This is a genomic window from Gordonia soli NBRC 108243 (assembly GCF_000334455.1).
GTDB classification, from domain to species: Bacteria; Actinomycetota; Actinomycetes; order Mycobacteriales; family Mycobacteriaceae; genus Gordonia; species Gordonia soli.
In genome coordinates this window covers 23,681-39,601 of record NZ_BANX01000033.1, presented here as the reverse complement: position 1 = coordinate 39,601, position 15,921 = coordinate 23,681, and the positions used below count along the sequence as shown (strand labels likewise).

At 66.0% G+C, this 15,921-nt stretch carries 16 protein-coding genes; 10 read left to right on the top strand and 6 right to left on the bottom strand.

The features are described 5' to 3' along the window. Positions 1–35 precede the first annotated feature (35 nt). Positions 36–773, top strand: a complete 738-nt coding sequence (locus GS4_RS20180; protein ID WP_007624081.1) for a VOC family protein — start codon at positions 36–38, stop codon at positions 771–773. Between the two features lie 104 nt (positions 774–877). Next, complete coding sequence (locus GS4_RS20175) at positions 878–1,540, top strand: class I SAM-dependent methyltransferase (protein ID WP_007624080.1); 663 nt, start codon at positions 878–880, stop codon at positions 1,538–1,540. Between the two features lie 6 nt (positions 1,541–1,546). Here the strand turns inward: GS4_RS20175 and GS4_RS20170 are convergent, their stop codons facing one another. Further along, positions 1,547–1,975, bottom strand: a complete 429-nt coding sequence (locus GS4_RS20170) for a VOC family protein (RefSeq protein ID WP_007624079.1) — start codon at positions 1,973–1,975, stop codon at positions 1,547–1,549. A gap of 240 nt (positions 1,976–2,215) precedes the next feature. Here GS4_RS20170 and GS4_RS20165 point away from each other — a divergent pair, with 240 nt between their 5' ends. Beyond that, the gene (locus GS4_RS20165; RefSeq protein ID WP_007624078.1) at positions 2,216–2,959 is read left to right on the top strand and encodes a DUF6319 family protein; all 744 of its coding nucleotides are present in this window, start codon (positions 2,216–2,218) and stop codon (positions 2,957–2,959) included. Between the two features lie 19 nt (positions 2,960–2,978). Here the strand turns inward: GS4_RS20165 and GS4_RS20160 are convergent, their stop codons facing one another. The 4 genes from GS4_RS20160 to GS4_RS20145 all read right to left on the bottom strand — a co-directional run bounded on the left by GS4_RS20160 (position 2,979) and on the right by GS4_RS20145 (position 5,912). Next, on the bottom strand, positions 2,979–3,635 hold the full coding sequence (locus GS4_RS20160) for a hypothetical protein (RefSeq protein WP_007624077.1): 657 nt from the start codon (positions 3,633–3,635) through the stop codon (positions 2,979–2,981). A 71-nt stretch (positions 3,636–3,706) separates the two neighbouring features. After that, positions 3,707–5,005 (bottom strand): ammonium transporter, encoded by a 1,299-nt coding sequence (locus GS4_RS20155; protein ID WP_007624076.1) that lies wholly within the window; start codon positions 5,003–5,005, stop codon positions 3,707–3,709. Positions 5,006–5,173: 168 nt separating this feature from the next. Further along, a complete protein-coding gene (locus GS4_RS20150; protein WP_040511221.1) occupies positions 5,174–5,542 on the bottom strand; it encodes a TraR/DksA family transcriptional regulator in 369 nt (122 codons plus the stop codon). 79 nt (positions 5,543–5,621) lie between these two features. Further along, the gene (locus GS4_RS20145; RefSeq protein ID WP_007624074.1) at positions 5,622–5,912 is read right to left on the bottom strand and encodes a putative quinol monooxygenase; all 291 of its coding nucleotides are present in this window, start codon (positions 5,910–5,912) and stop codon (positions 5,622–5,624) included. 186 nt (positions 5,913–6,098) lie between these two features. On the opposite strand from GS4_RS20145, the gene GS4_RS20140 reads away from it, so the two are divergent. The 7 genes from GS4_RS20140 (at position 6,099) to GS4_RS20110 (ending at position 15,443) form a co-directional block, all read left to right on the top strand. Then, entirely contained in the window at positions 6,099–7,007 is a 909-nt protein-coding gene (locus tag GS4_RS20140) for a hypothetical protein (RefSeq protein WP_157226709.1), read from the top strand. 187 nt (positions 7,008–7,194) lie between these two features. Continuing rightward, positions 7,195–7,650: a YdeI/OmpD-associated family protein gene (locus tag GS4_RS20135; RefSeq protein WP_007624072.1), complete on the top strand. Its 456-nt coding sequence runs from the start codon at positions 7,195–7,197 to the stop codon at positions 7,648–7,650. Positions 7,651–7,887: 237 nt separating this feature from the next. Beyond that, positions 7,888–9,342, top strand: coding sequence for an amidase (locus GS4_RS20130; protein WP_040511217.1), 1,455 nt, complete (start codon positions 7,888–7,890; stop codon positions 9,340–9,342). 181 nt (positions 9,343–9,523) lie between these two features. Next, entirely contained in the window at positions 9,524–11,827 is a 2,304-nt protein-coding gene (locus GS4_RS20125) for a glycerol-3-phosphate 1-O-acyltransferase (protein WP_007624070.1), read from the top strand. Next, positions 11,824–13,320, top strand: coding sequence for an HAD-IB family hydrolase (locus GS4_RS20120; protein ID WP_007624068.1), 1,497 nt, complete (start codon positions 11,824–11,826; stop codon positions 13,318–13,320). Before GS4_RS20125 ends, GS4_RS20120 begins: the two co-directional genes overlap by 4 nt. Then, complete coding sequence (locus GS4_RS20115) at positions 13,317–14,765, top strand: wax ester/triacylglycerol synthase domain-containing protein (protein ID WP_007624066.1); 1,449 nt, start codon at positions 13,317–13,319, stop codon at positions 14,763–14,765. Before GS4_RS20120 ends, GS4_RS20115 begins: the two co-directional genes overlap by 4 nt. 123 nt (positions 14,766–14,888) lie before the next feature. Next, positions 14,889–15,443 carry a hypothetical protein gene (locus tag GS4_RS20110; protein ID WP_007624064.1) on the top strand — a complete coding sequence of 185 codons (555 nt, stop codon included), beginning with the start codon at positions 14,889–14,891 and terminating at the stop codon, positions 15,441–15,443. A 254-nt stretch (positions 15,444–15,697) separates the two neighbouring features. On the opposite strand, the gene GS4_RS25905 is transcribed toward GS4_RS20110, so the two are convergent. Continuing rightward, complete coding sequence (locus GS4_RS25905; protein ID WP_169331494.1) at positions 15,698–15,874, bottom strand: hypothetical protein; 177 nt, start codon at positions 15,872–15,874, stop codon at positions 15,698–15,700. Positions 15,875–15,921 lie beyond the last annotated feature (47 nt).

Sequence of the window (15,921 nt, the reverse complement as noted above, 5' to 3'; positions counted from 1 at the left end):
AGGGTTACCTAACTTGACGCCGTCCCGGGGAAGCCATGCCAGATACGACAGTCAGTTTCGATCATCTCATCCACTGGGTCGACGACCTCGACGATGCCGTGGCGGGCTACCGCGCAGCGGGCTTTCCGGTCGACATGGCCCTCGCGATGCCGGGGTTCCGGAATGCGGCATGGGGAGTCGACGACGCACGTTACGTCGAGCTGGCCACCGTCGACGACTGGGACGCCGTGACGACCTCGCCCTACGCGCGCGGCGTCGCAGCGCTCCGACCCGGCATCGACGCACTCGACGGGTCCGGCTTGCTCACCTTCGCGGTCGACGTCCCGGATACTCGCGCGGTGGGCGATCGACTCCAGGCCGCAGGTCATGAGATCGAGGTCGTCGAAGTCCACTTCGCCGAACAGAACGCGGGATTCGTCGAGGTGTTCGTGCGCGACGTGCCGCCGCACTTTCCGTTCTTCATCACCTACGACCCTCCTCGCGCCGAACTCGCGCGACGGCGGGCAGAACATCGCGCGGCGGAGGGGATCACATCCGCCGGGCGTCCGGACCTCGTCGCGCTGCTCGTCCGTACCGACGATCCGGAGGCCGATGCGCAACGTATGGCGGACTTCGTGGGCTGCGCTCGAAGCGCGAACACCGTCCGACTCGCGGGCGCCGAGATCCGTTTCGTAGCGGGCGCACCGAGCGGGCTCCACGGATTCGTGGTTCGCGGCCGCGAGCGTACGGGGGAGCAGTTCTCGGTGGCGGGCGCGACCCTGGTGGATGGATGAGAGCAGGTCCACTCGTGACCAGTTGCCGCCAGTGCCCCGGATTCGGCTGCTCGATCTGCAACGGACACAACCGTTCACACGAGCGGTGTCGGTAGGATCGATCGATGACGGTAGCTCGACCCGACGACCTCGAGACAGTTCGCGACTCCTATGACCGGGTCGCGGACAACTACGTGGACATGGTGCAGAGCAGCGGGATCGGTGACATCCGCCGGCACCCGTGGATGAAAGCGTCGATCGATGCGTTCGTCGACACCGTGACCGGCCTCGGCCCGGTTCTCGACGTCGGGTGCGGACCAGGAACCGTCACCGCCTATCTCGTCGAACGCGGACTCGACGCATCGGGAGTCGATCTGTCACCCCGAATGATCGAGCATGCCCGACGCCTCCACCCGGAGTGCTCGTTCGCAGTCGGTTCGGCCGGTGAGCTTCACGCCGACCCGTCGTCGCTCGGCGGCATCCTCGGCTGGTGGTCCCTGTTCAATCTTCCGCGCGAACTGCTGCCCGATATCCTCGCTTCGTTTCGCCGAGCCCTCGTGCCCGGCGGTGTCTTCGTGATGGCGACCCACGTCGGCGACCACGATGTCGTCCGCACCGAGGCCTACGGTGGCGTACCGGTGAAATGGACCACGCACCAATGGCAGCCGGAACAACTCCTCGATCTCCTCGAGGATGCCGGTCTGACGCCGGTCGCAGACCTGCGCCTCCCCGCCGACGACATCAGTGGTCCCGGAGTCGTCATCATGGCGCGATCTGCCTGCCCGTAGCGCCGGTCAGGCCGGGGGAGCAGTGAGCTCGATGTTGATGTCGTCGGGATCCTGGAAGGAGAGGATGACTCCCGCTTCCCCCAGATCGGTGATCTCACCATGCGGAATCCCGGCGTGGCCCAGGGCTTCGGCAGCAGCCTCCAGGTCCGATCGGGAATCGACCGCGAAGCTGAGGTGGTCGAGACCGGTGCGCTCGGAGTCGAATTGCTCTCCACCCACCGGGCGCAGACCGAACAGGGTGCCCTGCGGGGTCTGGTACACCGTCCCGCCGTAGAACTTCTCCTGCGACTCACGAACTCCGGGTTCATCGACGGAGCCGGAGGCGTCGATGGCTACCGGCCAACCGAAGACGCTGTCGTAAAAAGCCTTGGATCGCTTGATGTCGGTGACAGTGAGACGAACGTGCGCGAAGCCGGAACTGCTGATGAGTGCCATGTCCCGACGCTACGCATCGACCCGCGTGCTGTCGACGTGATGAGAGATGTTCGACGACGACCCATCCGTCCGGCAGGCCGTACCGAAAGCCCAGGTGCTCGAGCCGACGGGCGACCGTGGCGCGAAGCCTGATGGATTCCGGCGGGCCAGGCCGCCCCATTCGGCGTCTTCTCAAATCTCCGGCGGCAGGTCGGACACGCCCACACACCGATAACCGCTCATTCGCACGGGTGTGCGAACATGTACGGCGTGAGCGCGCGCAGAGCGACCGGATTGACACCCGACGACCTCGAGACCCTGTCCACAGGGCTCGCCGCCGGCAAACGGGTCACCGTCTACCTTCGTGATCCGATGCCATCGCTCGGCCTGGACGCCGGGGCATCGGCGCGAGTGGTCTCCATCGACGGGAACACGGTGACCGTCAGCCCCAAGGGCGTCGACGACGAGCTGCCCTTCGAGGCCGATGAGCTGCAGAAGAACAGGGCCGCAACGACAACGACACCGGCGGCCGCGCCACGTCGTCAGCCGCCCAGGTCGGTCACCGCCCCCGTAGCGGCCCCACCGACCGAGCCGCGACCGACCGCGGCCAAGAAGTCGGCGCCACGGCCGGTTGCGACGCCGGCACCCGACCCCACGGAAGCGAGATCAGTGGAGAGCGCACCAGCACCCGCAAAGACCGCGCGCCGCCCCAAGGCATCGGTCGCTGCCGCGGTCAGCGTGACAATCACCTCGACCGGTGAGAGTTCGTGGATCGTGTCGGTCGCGCATGGGGCGAAGAAGCAGGGCAAACCCACCGAGGTGACCGCCGACCGGGTCGCTCGAGCTGTCCGTGAACTCGGCGACGAGACCGCTGTCTCCGCGGTGGACGGTGTGATCGATTCGGCGCGTGAGGCTGCACAGAAGCGCATCTCGGAATTGAGTCAGGAACTCGAGGCGGCGCGGGCCGCGTTGGCGAATCTCGACGGGCAGGCGACCGCGAGCTGATCAGCGCAGCGTCGACGGGTCATCGAATCCGACGGTCGGCGTGTGCGTGGCCAGACCGGACCAACGCGTCGCGTGGACGCAGAAACCCTGGCTGCTGTAGTCGGGGAACAGCTTTCAGCGCTGCCGTGGGCACGACCCGCCGGAAGAACACGCCGGCGTCGAAGGTGGCGCGAACGTCACGGACGTACCCTTTCGGCAGTCCAAAGCGGATGAGTCCTTGACTGACATCAACCAGGTCGGCGCGTCGAACCGCCTCGACGAGCACCGCGTGCGGGCGATCGTCGGGGTACCTGGACAGGCGATGATGCTCGGCCACGATGAGCGCCAACTCATCTGCCCACCGGGCGCGACCAGTCGCCTGGAGCCAGGCGTCCTGCGCTTCGATGGACGGGGGCAGGTAGTCGATGGTGTCGAATGACGCCAGATCGTGGAATGCGGCTGCGATGGCCAGCTTCTCGTCGCGATCGTCACCCGGCGGGCTGAGGGCCCGCGCGAAGTTCACGATGCGGTAGACGTGGGCCTTGTACCCGTCGTACCCCGCGTCGTCGCCACCCGCTCGATGCCGGTTCTGCTCGAGGATCTCTTCTGCGAGTGGTAGCTCGTCGACGATCTCGGGTGGCGCCAGCTCAGCAACGTAGCAGCGACTCGCTGATCGCTCGTACCGAGCGGGACCCATCAAGAAGTCCAGAAGCCCTGTCCTACCCTGTCGCAGACGATTCCTGCGATGGTGGCGCGTGGACCGAGCGGTCAGCGACCCGTCGGGTGGAAGTCGTACGCGGACTCCGCGTGCTGAGCGTCGTCGATCCCATCGATCTCGTGCTGACGGTCAGCACGCAGACCCATGGTGAACTTCATTGCGACTCCGATGACGCCGGTGACCACCGCCGCGTAAGCGAGCACGGCGATCACCGCCACCAGTTGTCGCCAGAGTTGATCGACGCCACCGCCATAGAAGAGGCCGTCTACCCCTGCCGGGGCGGAGCTGGACGCGACCATGCCGATCATGAGCATTCCGACGACGCCGCCGACGAAGTGCACTCCGACGACGTCGAGGGAGTCGTCGTAGCGCCAGCGCAGTTTGAGCTCGATCGCGAAGGAGCTCACCGCCCCGGCCACCGCGCCGACCGCCAGCGCGCCGATGGGCGTCACCGCCGAGCACGCGGGTGTGATCGCCACCAGGCCCGCGACCACGCCTGACGCTGCACCGAATGATGTCGGACGGCCGTGGCGCACTTGCTCGACCACCAACCAGGCCACCATCGCGGCGGCGCCCGACCCCAGGGTGTTGACGGCGATCAGCGCGGCAGATCCGTCGGCCGCCAGTGCGGATCCTGCGTTGAAGCCGAACCACCCGAACCACAGCAGCCCCGATCCGAGCATCACGAACGGGAGGTTGTGCGGGCGCATCGGGTCCTTGGGCCACCCGCGTCGGCGGCCGAGGAGCAACGCGAGGACGAGCGCAGACGCGCCGGAATTGATCTCGACCGCCGTACCTCCGGCGAAGTCGATCGCCTTCAGATGCGAGACGATCCATCCACCGTGTTCAGCGGTCAGCCCCGGCGCGCTGAACACCCAGTGCGCAATCGGGATGTACACGACGACCGACCAGATCGCGGCGAAGACGATCCACGAGACGAACCGCATGCGATCGGCCACGGCTCCGGCGATCAGCGCCACCGTCACCATCGCGAAGCCTGCCTGGAACGCAACGAAGAGGATCGCGGGGATCGTACCGACCAACGGGATCTCGCCCGGATGGGCCGCGTCTCCACCGAACGTGTGTTGGAGGCCCGGGAAGGAGTCGAGACTCCCGATGAGGCCGTCGTGGTCGGTACCGAATGCCAGTGAGTATCCGATCACCACCCAGATGACCCACACGATCGGGATCGCGGTCAGACACATCATCATCATGTTCAGCACGCTCTTGGAGCGCACCATGCCACCGTAGAACAGGCCGAGTGCGGGTGTCATGAGCAGGACGAGCGCGAACGCGACGAGCATCCACGCCGTGTCAGCGGTGTCGGGAACCCCGTATCTCGGGAACATGGTGGCCTTCCGTCGTAAGCGAGCGTCGGAAGTCTATAGGCCCGATTGCGCTGTGCGACTTGAGGTTCCCGGACAAATAGTGCAATCGGGACGAATCGGTCTCGATTGATCGACGGTGGTCACAGCTGGGGGATCAGGCGGTGGCGACGAGTTCGCAGGCGCCGATCCTCACCAGCGGGTCGACGGACGTCGGATCGCACAGTCGACACACTGCCTGGCCGCGGGAAGAACCTCCAGGCGGTCGGCTCCGATGGGACGACCGCACGTCTCGCAGGTGCCGTACGCGCCGCGATCGAAGCGACCGAGCGCGTGGTCGATCTCATCGAGCCGGGCGCGGGATCGCTCGACCTGGGCGACCAGGTGACCGCGCTCCACCGCGAGCGTGGTTCCCTCCGGATCGTGCTCGTCGTCCGCGGCAGCATCAGCGGACGCTTCGACGACAGCTGCCAGGCGCTCCGACAGTGACTCGACCAACGCCAGGGTTCGCGCACGTTCGTCTGCGAGGGCGTCACGCGACTCGCCTCCTGAGGAGGTCACCTCGGGTCCACCCAAGTGGTCTGGCGCGTCATCGTCTCTTTGTACGCCGGCCCTCCGACGGCGATGTCTGATCAGACGATCAACCACCCGCGGGGCGTCCGGCGTCGGTGTCGAACTCACGGACGTCGGCGCTCGCGATCTCGCCGGACTGCTCATCCGACGGCCCACTGCCGCGGAAGGCATGCAGGGAGTCCGCATCCCGCCAGCGCTCGTACACGTTGATTCGTCCGTCATCGAGCAGATCAGGCGATATCGCGAAGTCGAGGCACCCTTCGGCGGCCCGCGCCTGCTCCACCACGGCCCGGCAGCCGTCGAGGTAGCCGGCTCGCGCATGCCGGTCGACGAGTAGATGGCCCGCAACGATGATCATCGATCGCTCCTGTTCGCCTGCGTCGTATCACCATGACAGACAGTCGTCGGCAGTCGAATTCATCGGTGGTCGAAAGACGCAATCCGCCATCATCGCGAGCCGGCGCACTAGATCCGGTCCGGATCGGGCGCGTCACGAGAGGAAATCGTTCGCGATCGGACCGCAGTCGTGTCTACGGTGTCGATCGTGACCTCCGACTGGAACCGCTGGTCGTCCCTCGAGCACGATCGAGAACTCGCCACCCACCTGCTCGGGGATCGAGGGTCGCGGGTGCTCGCCGAGTGGTTGGACACCCAGCGTGATGTCGTCGACGACACCGGGTTCGGTGCGACGTTCAGCGACCACATCGCATGGCCGGGAGCCGCAACCATCGACTTCACTCATCGACTACTGACCACCCGTCGGGGTCGACTCCTCGGCGGAATCCGCTTCTACAACCGCAATCTCTCGCGCCCGTTCGTGGAGGTGATCGCCCACACCTTCGATGACCTCACCCATCTCGTCGATTGTGTCGCCCACGAGTGGTCGCTGTTCCGGCCGAGACACCTGCGCTTGCGGACCGAACCCGCATCGGGCGATCGATTCCCGTCCGCGCTACCCGACGTATCCATCCTCGGGGCCAGACATGGGGAGATCGCCGCCCCGGCAGCCGGGGTGCGTCTCGAGGAGTTCGATGACATCGACGATGCGTGCAGAATCATCGCCGATGCCCGGGAGGTCCTCGAAGCGGCCCAACCCGACCTTGCCGAATCGATGCACCATTCCGGACTCCAGCAACTCGTGGAGTGGCACGAAGCGACATTCCTCCACGCCATAGTGGTCGACAAATCGATCGTCGGTGCCCTGGCCGTCGCGCCGGGAAGCGTGGACTGGATCACCGGAGACGTCGTGACCGACGAGGCTGTGCACTCGTCTGCACGGGGGCACGGTTTCGCGGCAGCGGCGCGGCGACTCTGGGCACATCGCTTCGCCGGCGACCGAGACCGCCTCCTCATCGGCGCGATCGATCATCGCAACACTGCCTCGTCGCGAACCGCGCGGAACGCCGGACGAGAAGTGTTGTCGGACCGGATCTTCGTGCCGCTCGACGTCTGATCCGATCGACACACAGACCCGCTCAGTTCGCGCGGATGGCGGCTGACGTACCGATTGTCGGCCACGGCCGTCCTCACCTCACACCCACCGACCGAGAGATCGACTCGGGCTGACCCAGATCCTCAGTTCTCGGGCAAGTAGGTCCGCTTCGAGCGTCTCGATGGCCCGAAGTCGCTATGGTGATCGCGTGACCGACAACTCGCTGCACCTGACCGTGGTGCTGCAGAAGCGTGGCCCCGCTGCGGCCATAGTCCTCACCGACGATCAGGTCGCGTCTCTGGGCGCGCCGACGAAGACTCCACCGGTGCGGTTCACGATCGGGACACAATCGATCGAGGGGCGTATCGGACGCATGGGCGGCGAGAACCTTCTCGGACTGAACAAGAGCGTTCGCGGGCAGTTGGGTGTGGAGGCGGGCGACACCGTCGACGTCGTCATCGAGGCAGACCTCGCGCCACGCGAGATCATGGTGCCACCCGAGTTGGCAGCCGCCCTCGATGCGGACCCTCGAGTCCGAGCTGCCTTCGAGGCCCTGTCGCCGTCGCGGCGAAAAGAACATGCGCGGTCGGTCGCGGACGCCAAGCAAGATGCGACCCGCGTGCGGAGGATCGCCGCCGTGGTGGATTCGCTCGGAGTCAGCTGACCGGTCCCACGCACTCGTCCACAGCGGGTGACGCTGTGACCGAATGCGAGTCACCCGTGCGCACGCGGGTGTTCCATCACCCGCGCGGGCCGGACGCGCCCGCGTCGATGTCCATCGATGCCCGAGACCCATCTCCGCCATGGAGTACGCACCCGATGGCGTGAAGTTCACGGCATGATTTCTGTTGCGCCGAAAGAGGTTTTATGGCTCTCGCCACATGCGGTTAGCGTCAACCGCATGGACTGGAACCTTCGACCGGCATGGCAGCAACGGACCGCTCTACGAGCCGGTGATGTGACTTCGATCGAACTGACCGACCTGGCGATCTCCGCGATCGAGCAGGGCGATGGATTGATCAACGCCATTTGCGTACCCGACTTCGAGCGGGCACGCGCCGCAGCCCGCGCGGCCGATCTCGCCCGCGCCGACGGTGCGGATCATCCCCTCCTGGGAATTCCGGTGACGGTCAAGGAGTCCTACAACATCTCCGGGATGCCGACCACCTGGGGCATGCCGCAGTACCGCGACTTCGTGCCGACCGACGACGCGGTCCAGGTGGCCCGGCTGAAGGCAGCCGGCGCCGTCGTTCTCGGCAAGACGAATGTGCCTCTGGGGCTCCAGGATCTGCAGACCTTCAACCAGATCTACGGCACCACGAACAACCCGTGGAACCTCGAGCGGACGTCGGGTGGATCCTCCGGCGGATCAGCCGCTGCACTCGCCTGCGGTTTCGGTGCGCTGTCCATCGGTTCGGACATGGGCGGATCACTCCGCACACCTGCACACTTCTGCGGAATCTACGCGCACAAGCCGACTCTGGGGCTGGCCGCGATGCGCGGCATGACACCACCTCCCGAAGCCGCCTTGCCGATCGAAGCCGACCTGGCGGTGGTGGGCCCGATGGCACGGACGGCCCGCGACCTCACGCTCCTGCTCGACGTGATGGCCGGCCCCGATCCACTGACGTTCGGTGTCGCACATGAGGTCACGTTGCCACCCGCTCGTTATCGGACCCTGGGGGACTTCCGGGTGCTGGTGCTCGACGACCATCCCTGCATCACGACCGGGGCGTCGGTTCGCGCAGCTGTACACCGCGTCGCCGATGTGCTCACCGCCGGCGGAGCACGGGTCGAGCACCGTACCCCGTTGTTGCCGGATCTGGCCGAGGCCGGACGACTGTATGCGCAATTGATGTTCTCCGGCGCGACGGCACGATTCCCGGTCGAGACATACGAACAGTTGACTCGGCGCGCGGCTGAGCTCAGCCCCGACGATGACAGCCTCACTGCGGCCCGCTGGCGAGCGATGGTGTGCACTCATCGCGACTGGATGGTGGCCGACCGTTGCCGTGAGATCCATCGACAGGCGTGGCGCACCCTGTTCGACGAGTTCGATGTGGTGGTCTGTCCGATCACGCCGACTCCGGCGTTCCCGCACCATCACGACCTCGACCTGCTGGGTCGTCGAATCGACGTCGACGGAGTGGAGTTCCCGTTCTTCGACCAACTGGTCTGGGCCGGGCTCGCCACCATGCCGGGCCTCCCCGCCACCGCCATACCGACCGGGCCGTCTGCGGAAGGTCTGCCGGTCGGTGTTCAGCTCGTCGGCCCGCTCTTCGGCGACCGCACCACGATTAGGCTCGCCGAACTCCTCGAAGACCAGCTCGGCGGCTTCCTTCCGCCGCCACGATGAGTTGGTCGGGCAGAACTCTGCCCGCGACGAGGCCGATGCGACGACGATCGACTCGATCGGACCGAGAATCGTCCTCGCCGAATCCGGCCCTCACTCGATGCCACCGCGACACAATGAGGCTGCCCGAGGTTCCGAAGACGTGAGTCGTCGGCACGTGGCTCGGCGAGGTGAGGATGAGGTGATGCGAGTGACCGACCCGGTGATGGTCCTGACCAAAGCACGTACGTCGTGCGAGATCCGCGCGGTCACGGAGTGGGTCTCGGAGCGGTATCCGCACGCCGAGGTGATCACCTCGGCCGGTGTCGACTTCGACACGCTGCCCCCGAACACTCTTCTGGTGCCGGTCAGAGCGGTGTGGCTACCGGCGGTTCGTCAAGGCGAGCGTCGCGTGACGCTCGGCGACGTACTCGTCCTCTCCAATCCCCGGCGTCCGCTCGGGGTCGTCCAGCCACTGATCCGCCGCCGACGGCCCGACAGTCTCCGTGTCGTGGAGGGTGCACCCGCCACCATCGCCGAGTTGCGTGAGCGGTACGCACGGTCGCAGGCCGACGGTGCGCCCTTCGGCGAGTTCGTCGTATTCCAGGCGTCGATGTCGGCCGAGCGGGCCGAGCGTCAGATCGTCGGCGACCGGTACAAGGTGCCACGTCTGGTCGCAGAGCAGATCAGCAGTTCCTCGAGGTTCCGGACCTCCGCGGCCAACCTTGCCGAAGAGCTCGGCCGACCCACCGATGCGGTCGTCGCCGAGGCCACCGAGAAGCTGTCGACGTTCGTCGCGACGCAGAGCCGACTGATGGATGACGTGTTCTCGGCCACGTTCGACCGACTGCACGAACGAGCCTGGAATGTGACGGTCGACGTCAAGAATCTCAACACCTTGCGGACGCTGAACAAGTCGACCGGTCTGGTCTTCCTGCCGTCCCACCGGTCGTATGTCGATCCGCTGGTACTCGCGAAAGTGCTCCGCGACAACGACTTCCCACCGAACCTGGTCCTGGGTGGCAACAACCTGTCGTTCTGGCCGGTGGGACCGGTGGCGCGTCGCGCCGGGATGATCTTCATCCGTCGGAAGTTCGGCGCCGATCCGGTCTACAAGTTCGCGATGCGTTCCTACCTCGCGTACATCGTCGAGAAGCGGTTCAACCTCGAGTGGTACATCGAGGGCGGCCGAAGCCGCACAGGCAAACTGCGCAAACCGAAGCTCGGGCTGCTGACCTACGTGGTCGACGCGGTCGGTCAGCTCGAGGACGCCGACGTGACCATCGTCCCGACATCGATCGTGTACGACCAACTCCAGGAGATCGGGGCGATGGCCGCCGAGGACGCCGGCGGCACCAAGAAGCCCGAAGGTGTCGCATGGCTGCTGCGCTACGCAAAGGCGCAACGAAACTATCTGGGGGAGGCCAGGGTTCGATTCGGCACGCCGATCTCGCTGCGGACCGCACTCGACGACGCCGGTGAAGGTCGCGCCCGACTCGAGAAGGTCGCCTTCCGCGTGATGGATGAGATCAACTCGGCGACTCCCATCTCGGCGACGTCACTGGCGGGCTTTGCACTGCTCGGCGCGCAGGACCGCGCCTTCACGCTTGCGGAGATCGAGGCGATCCTCGCGCCCCTGCTCGATTACATCTCCCGTCGGGACCTGCCCGGACCCGATCCGACGCAATGTCGGGGGATCGGCTTGACCCAGACCCTGCGGGTCTTGGCGAGCAATGGTGTCGTGAGTTGTTTCGACGGTGGCTCCGAGCCGGTCTGGTCGATCGTGCCCAACAACCACGCGGTCGCCGCGTACTACCGCAACGGCGCCCTACATCACTTCGTCGACCGCGCAATCGTGGAGGTCAGCATGCTCGCTGTCGCGGAGGGGGTGGTCCGGGCCGGTGTCGAGCAGGCCGAAGCGACCGCTACCGACGAGGGCGTCGAGATCCACGAGGGACTCCTCGAGGCCTCTCAACGCGAGGCGCTGCGAGTGCGGGACCTGCTCAAGTTCGAGTTCTTCTTTCCCGCAAAGAAGGAGTTCCTGCACCGCCTCGGCACCGAACTCGACCTCCTCGCGCCCGGCTGGCGTGCAGTCGTGCCGACACAGGAGTGGACGTACGAGGTCCTGCACGGCCACACCGGAGCGCTCCTGGCGCGTCGCACGCTGCAACCGTTCTTCGATGCGCAGCTCGTGTTCTCGACCCGGCTCGTCGAGCTGGGAACCACCGCCCGAGACAAGGACGACCTGATCACGGACTGCCTGGGACTGGGCCGGCAGATGTCCTTGCAGGGGGTGGTCCGCAGCAAGGATTCGGTCTCGAAGGACCTCTACGAGGGGTGCTATCAGCTGGCCGACATCCGTGGACTGATCCATGGCGAGGACATCGAGGACGTGTCGGCCGCTCGACACGCCTGGCTCGACGAGGTCGAGGACATGCGGAAACGGCTGGCACGAATCGCCTCCATCGAGGAGATCCAGCCGGGGCTCTGGTCGAAGGACACGCCGTGAGTCCCTTCTCGGACCGGATGCGGGCGATTCGATCCGCTCCGACCGGCAAGCAGGTCGCCGCACTCTTCGACTACGACGGCACCCTGATCGAGGGGTTCTCTGCGGCGGCCATAATGCGGGCGCGGCTGCGGAGCATGGAATTCGGGTTCGGTGAACTCGGCGACTTCCTCCTCATCGGCCTACGTGGTGTCGTGTCCGAACAGGACTACGCAGAGGTCCTCGAGGCGACGCGGCCCACCTTCGCCGGAAAGACGTACGCCGAACTCATCGAGTTCGGCGAGCACCTCTTCAAGTACGAGACGGCAGCCAAACTCCGACCACAGATGTGGCAGATACTCCGCGCACACCGGGAGATGGGTCACACCATCGTGATCGCGTCATCGGCGACGAGGTTCCAGATCGAACCGATCGCACGCGAGATCGAGGCCGACTTCGCGCTCGCCACCGATGTCGAAGTGGTCGACGGCGTCGTCACCGGCAACATTCGAGGTCGACCTCTGTGGGGTCCGGGTAAGGCCGCGGCCGTTCGGACGCTCGCGCGCGATCACGGCATCGATCTGTCGGCATCCTTCGCCTACAGCGACGGCAACGAGGACATCCCTTACCTGGAGTCGGTGGGGCATCCGGCCGCGATATCACCGCGCCGAATCCTGCGCGCAGAGGCCGAGTCCCGCGGCTGGCCCATCATCGACCTCTCGAACCCGACGTACAACCGCGCCGCGATGGTCGCCCGCACCGGTGCCTTCTACGGATCGTTCCTCGCCTCCGCAGCCCTCGGTGTCACCAGCGGGTTGCTGCGACGGGACCCGCAGGCGCTCGTGGAGGCGCTCCCCACCGGTACCGATGTGGGCCTTGCCCTCGCCGGGATCCGGGTGCAGGTCCTCGACGGTGGCGAGTACCTCACCGCTGCCCGGCCATGCGTGTTCCTCTTCAATCATCAGTCGAAGCTCGATCTCCCGGTCATGATCAATCTGGTTCGCTCCGATGCGACCGGCGTCGCCAAGAAAGAGGTTCAACGGGTTCCGGTGATCGGGCAGATCCTTCAGCAGGCCGGTCTGGTGTTCATCGACCGTGCCGATTCGGGCCGGGCCATCGAGCAGCTCGCGCCGGCTGTCACAGCTCTCCGCGACCGCGGCATGTCCCTGGTGGTGGCGCCGGAGGGGACGCGTTCACCGACGCCGCGGATCGGACGATTCAAGAAGGGGCCGTTCCACATGGCGATGCAGGCCGGTGTCCCGGTGGTCCCGGTGGTGCTGCGCAACACCGGTGAGTTGATGTGGCGCGGATCACAACTCATCAGACCCGGCACCGTAGAGGTGATGATCCTGCCCCCGGTCGACACGAGCGACTGGGTCGCCGAGGAGGTCGGCGACCGGGCCGAAGAGGTCAGGCAGATGTACGTCACCGCCCTCGCCGACTGGCCGCTGGCGTCGTTCGCCGACGAATCCGAGGAACGACCGGGCGTATCACCCGAGGAGGGCAAGAGGTCATGAGCGAGGCGGAGGCGACCGGAGAGGAAGACCGTCCGCTGGAGTGGGCCAGCGAACCGCACATGAGTTCGGTCGACACGATCATGTGGCGCGGCGACACCGACCGTCGGATGCGCGGGACGATATGCATGTTGGAGATCTGGGATTGCGATCCGGACTGGGATCGGCTGGTGGCTGCCCACGAGTGGGGGAGTCGGATGGCGCCGCGTTTCCGGCAGCGAGTCGTCGACTCGCCATTCGGTACCGGAACCCCCAGTTGGGCAGTCGATCCCGACTTCGATCTGCACTACCATCTTCGTCGCATCCGGCTCGGTGGTGACGGCAGCATGCGCGAGCTGCTGGTCACGTGTGAGCAGCTCGCGATGACCGCACTGGATGCGGCTCGACCGCCCTGGGAGGGGACGGTGATCGAGGGATTGCCCGACGGCAAGGTGGCGTACTTTCTGAAGGCGCATCACGCCCTGACCGACGGGCTCGGCGCGATCATCGGTCTCGCCCAACTGCATTCACCGACGCGTGAGCACAATCCGGGCAAGCCGCAGCCACCGAGCCCGGATCCGGTGAACATCAGTTCGCTCGACCTGATGAGGCGTCAGCTGGGTGAGGAAGTACGTCGCATTCCGCATCGAGTGGACACCACGATAAAGGGAGTGCGGGCGCTCGCACACCCGCGTCGCGCGCTGAGCACCGCTCTTCGCTACGGACGATCGGTACCGAGAGTCGCAGGCCTCGTCAGCCCGCCGGGTTCGCCGTTGCTGGCCCACCGCAGCCTCTCCTGGCGGTTCAGTGCGTTCGAGGTCTCGTTCGCCGAGGTGAAAGCGACCGCGGCCGCAACGAAGGCGTCGGTCAACGACGTGTACCTCGCGGGCCTGATCGGCGGATTCCGGATCTATCACGAGCGGATGGGATCGCCGGTGGACACCATGCCGGTCGCGATCCCGATCTCGGTCCGACGCCCGGAGGATCCTGCCGGAGGGAACCGAATCGCAGTGGGACGCCTCGCGGGTCCGGTCGGCATCGCCGACCCCTTCGAGCGTGTACTCACCATCCGCGAACAGGTGCGTGTCGCCCGACACGAGCCGGCGGTCGACATCTTCAACACACTGGGTTCGGTGATGGCGTGGCTGCCCGGATCGATGTTGATGCAATTCAGTGGGACGGCCAGCCAGAACGACCTGCAGGCGAGCAACGTCCCCGGGATCCCCTGGGACACCTATGTGGCCGGCGCCAAGGTGGAGCGCATGTTCCCGTTCGGGCCGCTGCCGGGCTGTGCCGTGATGGCCACGATGATCACACACAACGGAACTGCCTGTCTGGGAATCAATTCCGACGGTGCGGCGGTGACCGACCTCGATCTGTTCGCCGAGTGCCTCATCGAAGGCTTCGGCGAGGTCCTGGCGATGGGGACCGATGACGGGGAGACGACGGGGCTGCAACGTGTGGAGTGAGCCGGTGGCGTGGGGGAGGTCCCGCGACGAACCGGTCGGATCGCGGTCCGCGTCATCGGCACCCCGGCGCTCGGACAGATCGACTGTTTCCCGATCACCTGCTCACGAGAAGAGTGACCCGTCATGACCTTTCGATCACGGCTCGCAAATCTCACACTCGCCGTGCTGGTGCTGGCGATTTCGGTGAGCCTCGCCACCTCGTCGCCGGCATCGGCCGCGCCGACGACTCAGACGAAGCTGTTCGACATCCTCGGCCAGACGTATTCGTTGTGCCCGATCAAGTCCCCTGGCCGCGAAGGAAACTGCGTCACACGCTGGTACTCGGCGACCAACCCCGAGTGGACCACCGAACGAGGGGAGAGGCCGGGAACGGGCTTCCAATTCTCCAAGGATCGGTCAGCGAAGATCCGCGTCTCCCGCACGTCGCGCGACGGCACGACCGTCTCGATCGAAGGCACGATCCCGGACCGCGAGAGCACCGAGTTCACGATCACCGAGTTCAGTGATCCGCGATTCGGTACCGTCGCGCCCGGCCAGAAACTCAACCTGGTGATCACGGCAGAACGGAATCCGTTTGTGAGTGAGACTCTCACGGCAATCCGCCTCAGCGGCAACCTGTCGGTGACCGACACGCCGAGCGGCGGTAACGCGCTCGCGGGATTGCTCGGTAGCAGCTAGACAACAGTGGGCCGACGACGGCGCGCTGGTGCTCAGGCGTGACGACATCACGTCCGTCGACATCAGGTTCACAAACATGTACGGACGCTTCATCGGCGGACTGCTCGGCGCCGGAAAGCCGCTCATCCTGGGCACGCGAGTGGGAGAGATCTACCTGTTGATCGACCGCAGAGAACTCTTGGAAACCACCCATGACCGTCGGTGGGCGAAGCTGATCAACGGCTGGCGGCGCTGCGATGACCTGCCTCGAGTGTTCAGTCGGTATCGGTGGCCGGGCCCTCTGGGGTGGCCCCGCCTTCGCCCGACCAGTCAGTCGATGTCTCGCCTTCCGCCGGGTCGGACTGAACGTCGGGATCTGCGTCCTGAGGCCCCGTGCCGACATCTTCGGTGTGCGGTTCCGTCTCGGCTGGATCGGTCTTGTCGTCAGTCATATGCGAGGCGTACCCCGATCCGGGCGACACCAATCCGAAGGTGCCCG

What these genes read in the sequence shown, in the direction of transcription:
- GS4_RS20180 (WP_007624081.1), top strand. Translation starts at nt 36, where the DNA reads ATGCCAGATACGACAGTCAGTTTCGATCATCTCATCCACTGGGTCGAC.
- GS4_RS20175 (WP_007624080.1), top strand. Translation starts at nt 878, where the DNA reads ATGACGGTAGCTCGACCCGACGACCTCGAGACAGTTCGCGACTCCTAT.
- GS4_RS20170 (WP_007624079.1), bottom strand. Translation starts at nt 1,975, where the DNA reads ATGGCACTCATCAGCAGTTCCGGCTTCGCGCACGTTCGTCTCACTGTC.
- GS4_RS20165 (WP_007624078.1), top strand. Translation starts at nt 2,216, where the DNA reads ATGTACGGCGTGAGCGCGCGCAGAGCGACCGGATTGACACCCGACGAC.
- GS4_RS20160 (WP_007624077.1), bottom strand. Translation starts at nt 3,635, where the DNA reads ATGGGTCCCGCTCGGTACGAGCGATCAGCGAGTCGCTGCTACGTTGCT.
- GS4_RS20155 (WP_007624076.1), bottom strand. Translation starts at nt 5,005, where the DNA reads ATGTTCCCGAGATACGGGGTTCCCGACACCGCTGACACGGCGTGGATG.
- GS4_RS20145 (WP_007624074.1), bottom strand. Translation starts at nt 5,912, where the DNA reads ATGATCATCGTTGCGGGCCATCTACTCGTCGACCGGCATGCGCGAGCC.
- GS4_RS20130 (WP_040511217.1), top strand. Translation starts at nt 7,888, where the DNA reads ATGGACTGGAACCTTCGACCGGCATGGCAGCAACGGACCGCTCTACGA.
- GS4_RS20125 (WP_007624070.1), top strand. Translation starts at nt 9,524, where the DNA reads ATGCGAGTGACCGACCCGGTGATGGTCCTGACCAAAGCACGTACGTCG.
- GS4_RS20115 (WP_007624066.1), top strand. Translation starts at nt 13,317, where the DNA reads ATGAGCGAGGCGGAGGCGACCGGAGAGGAAGACCGTCCGCTGGAGTGG.
- GS4_RS20110 (WP_007624064.1), top strand. Translation starts at nt 14,889, where the DNA reads ATGACCTTTCGATCACGGCTCGCAAATCTCACACTCGCCGTGCTGGTG.
- GS4_RS25905 (WP_169331494.1), bottom strand. Translation starts at nt 15,874, where the DNA reads ATGACTGACGACAAGACCGATCCAGCCGAGACGGAACCGCACACCGAA.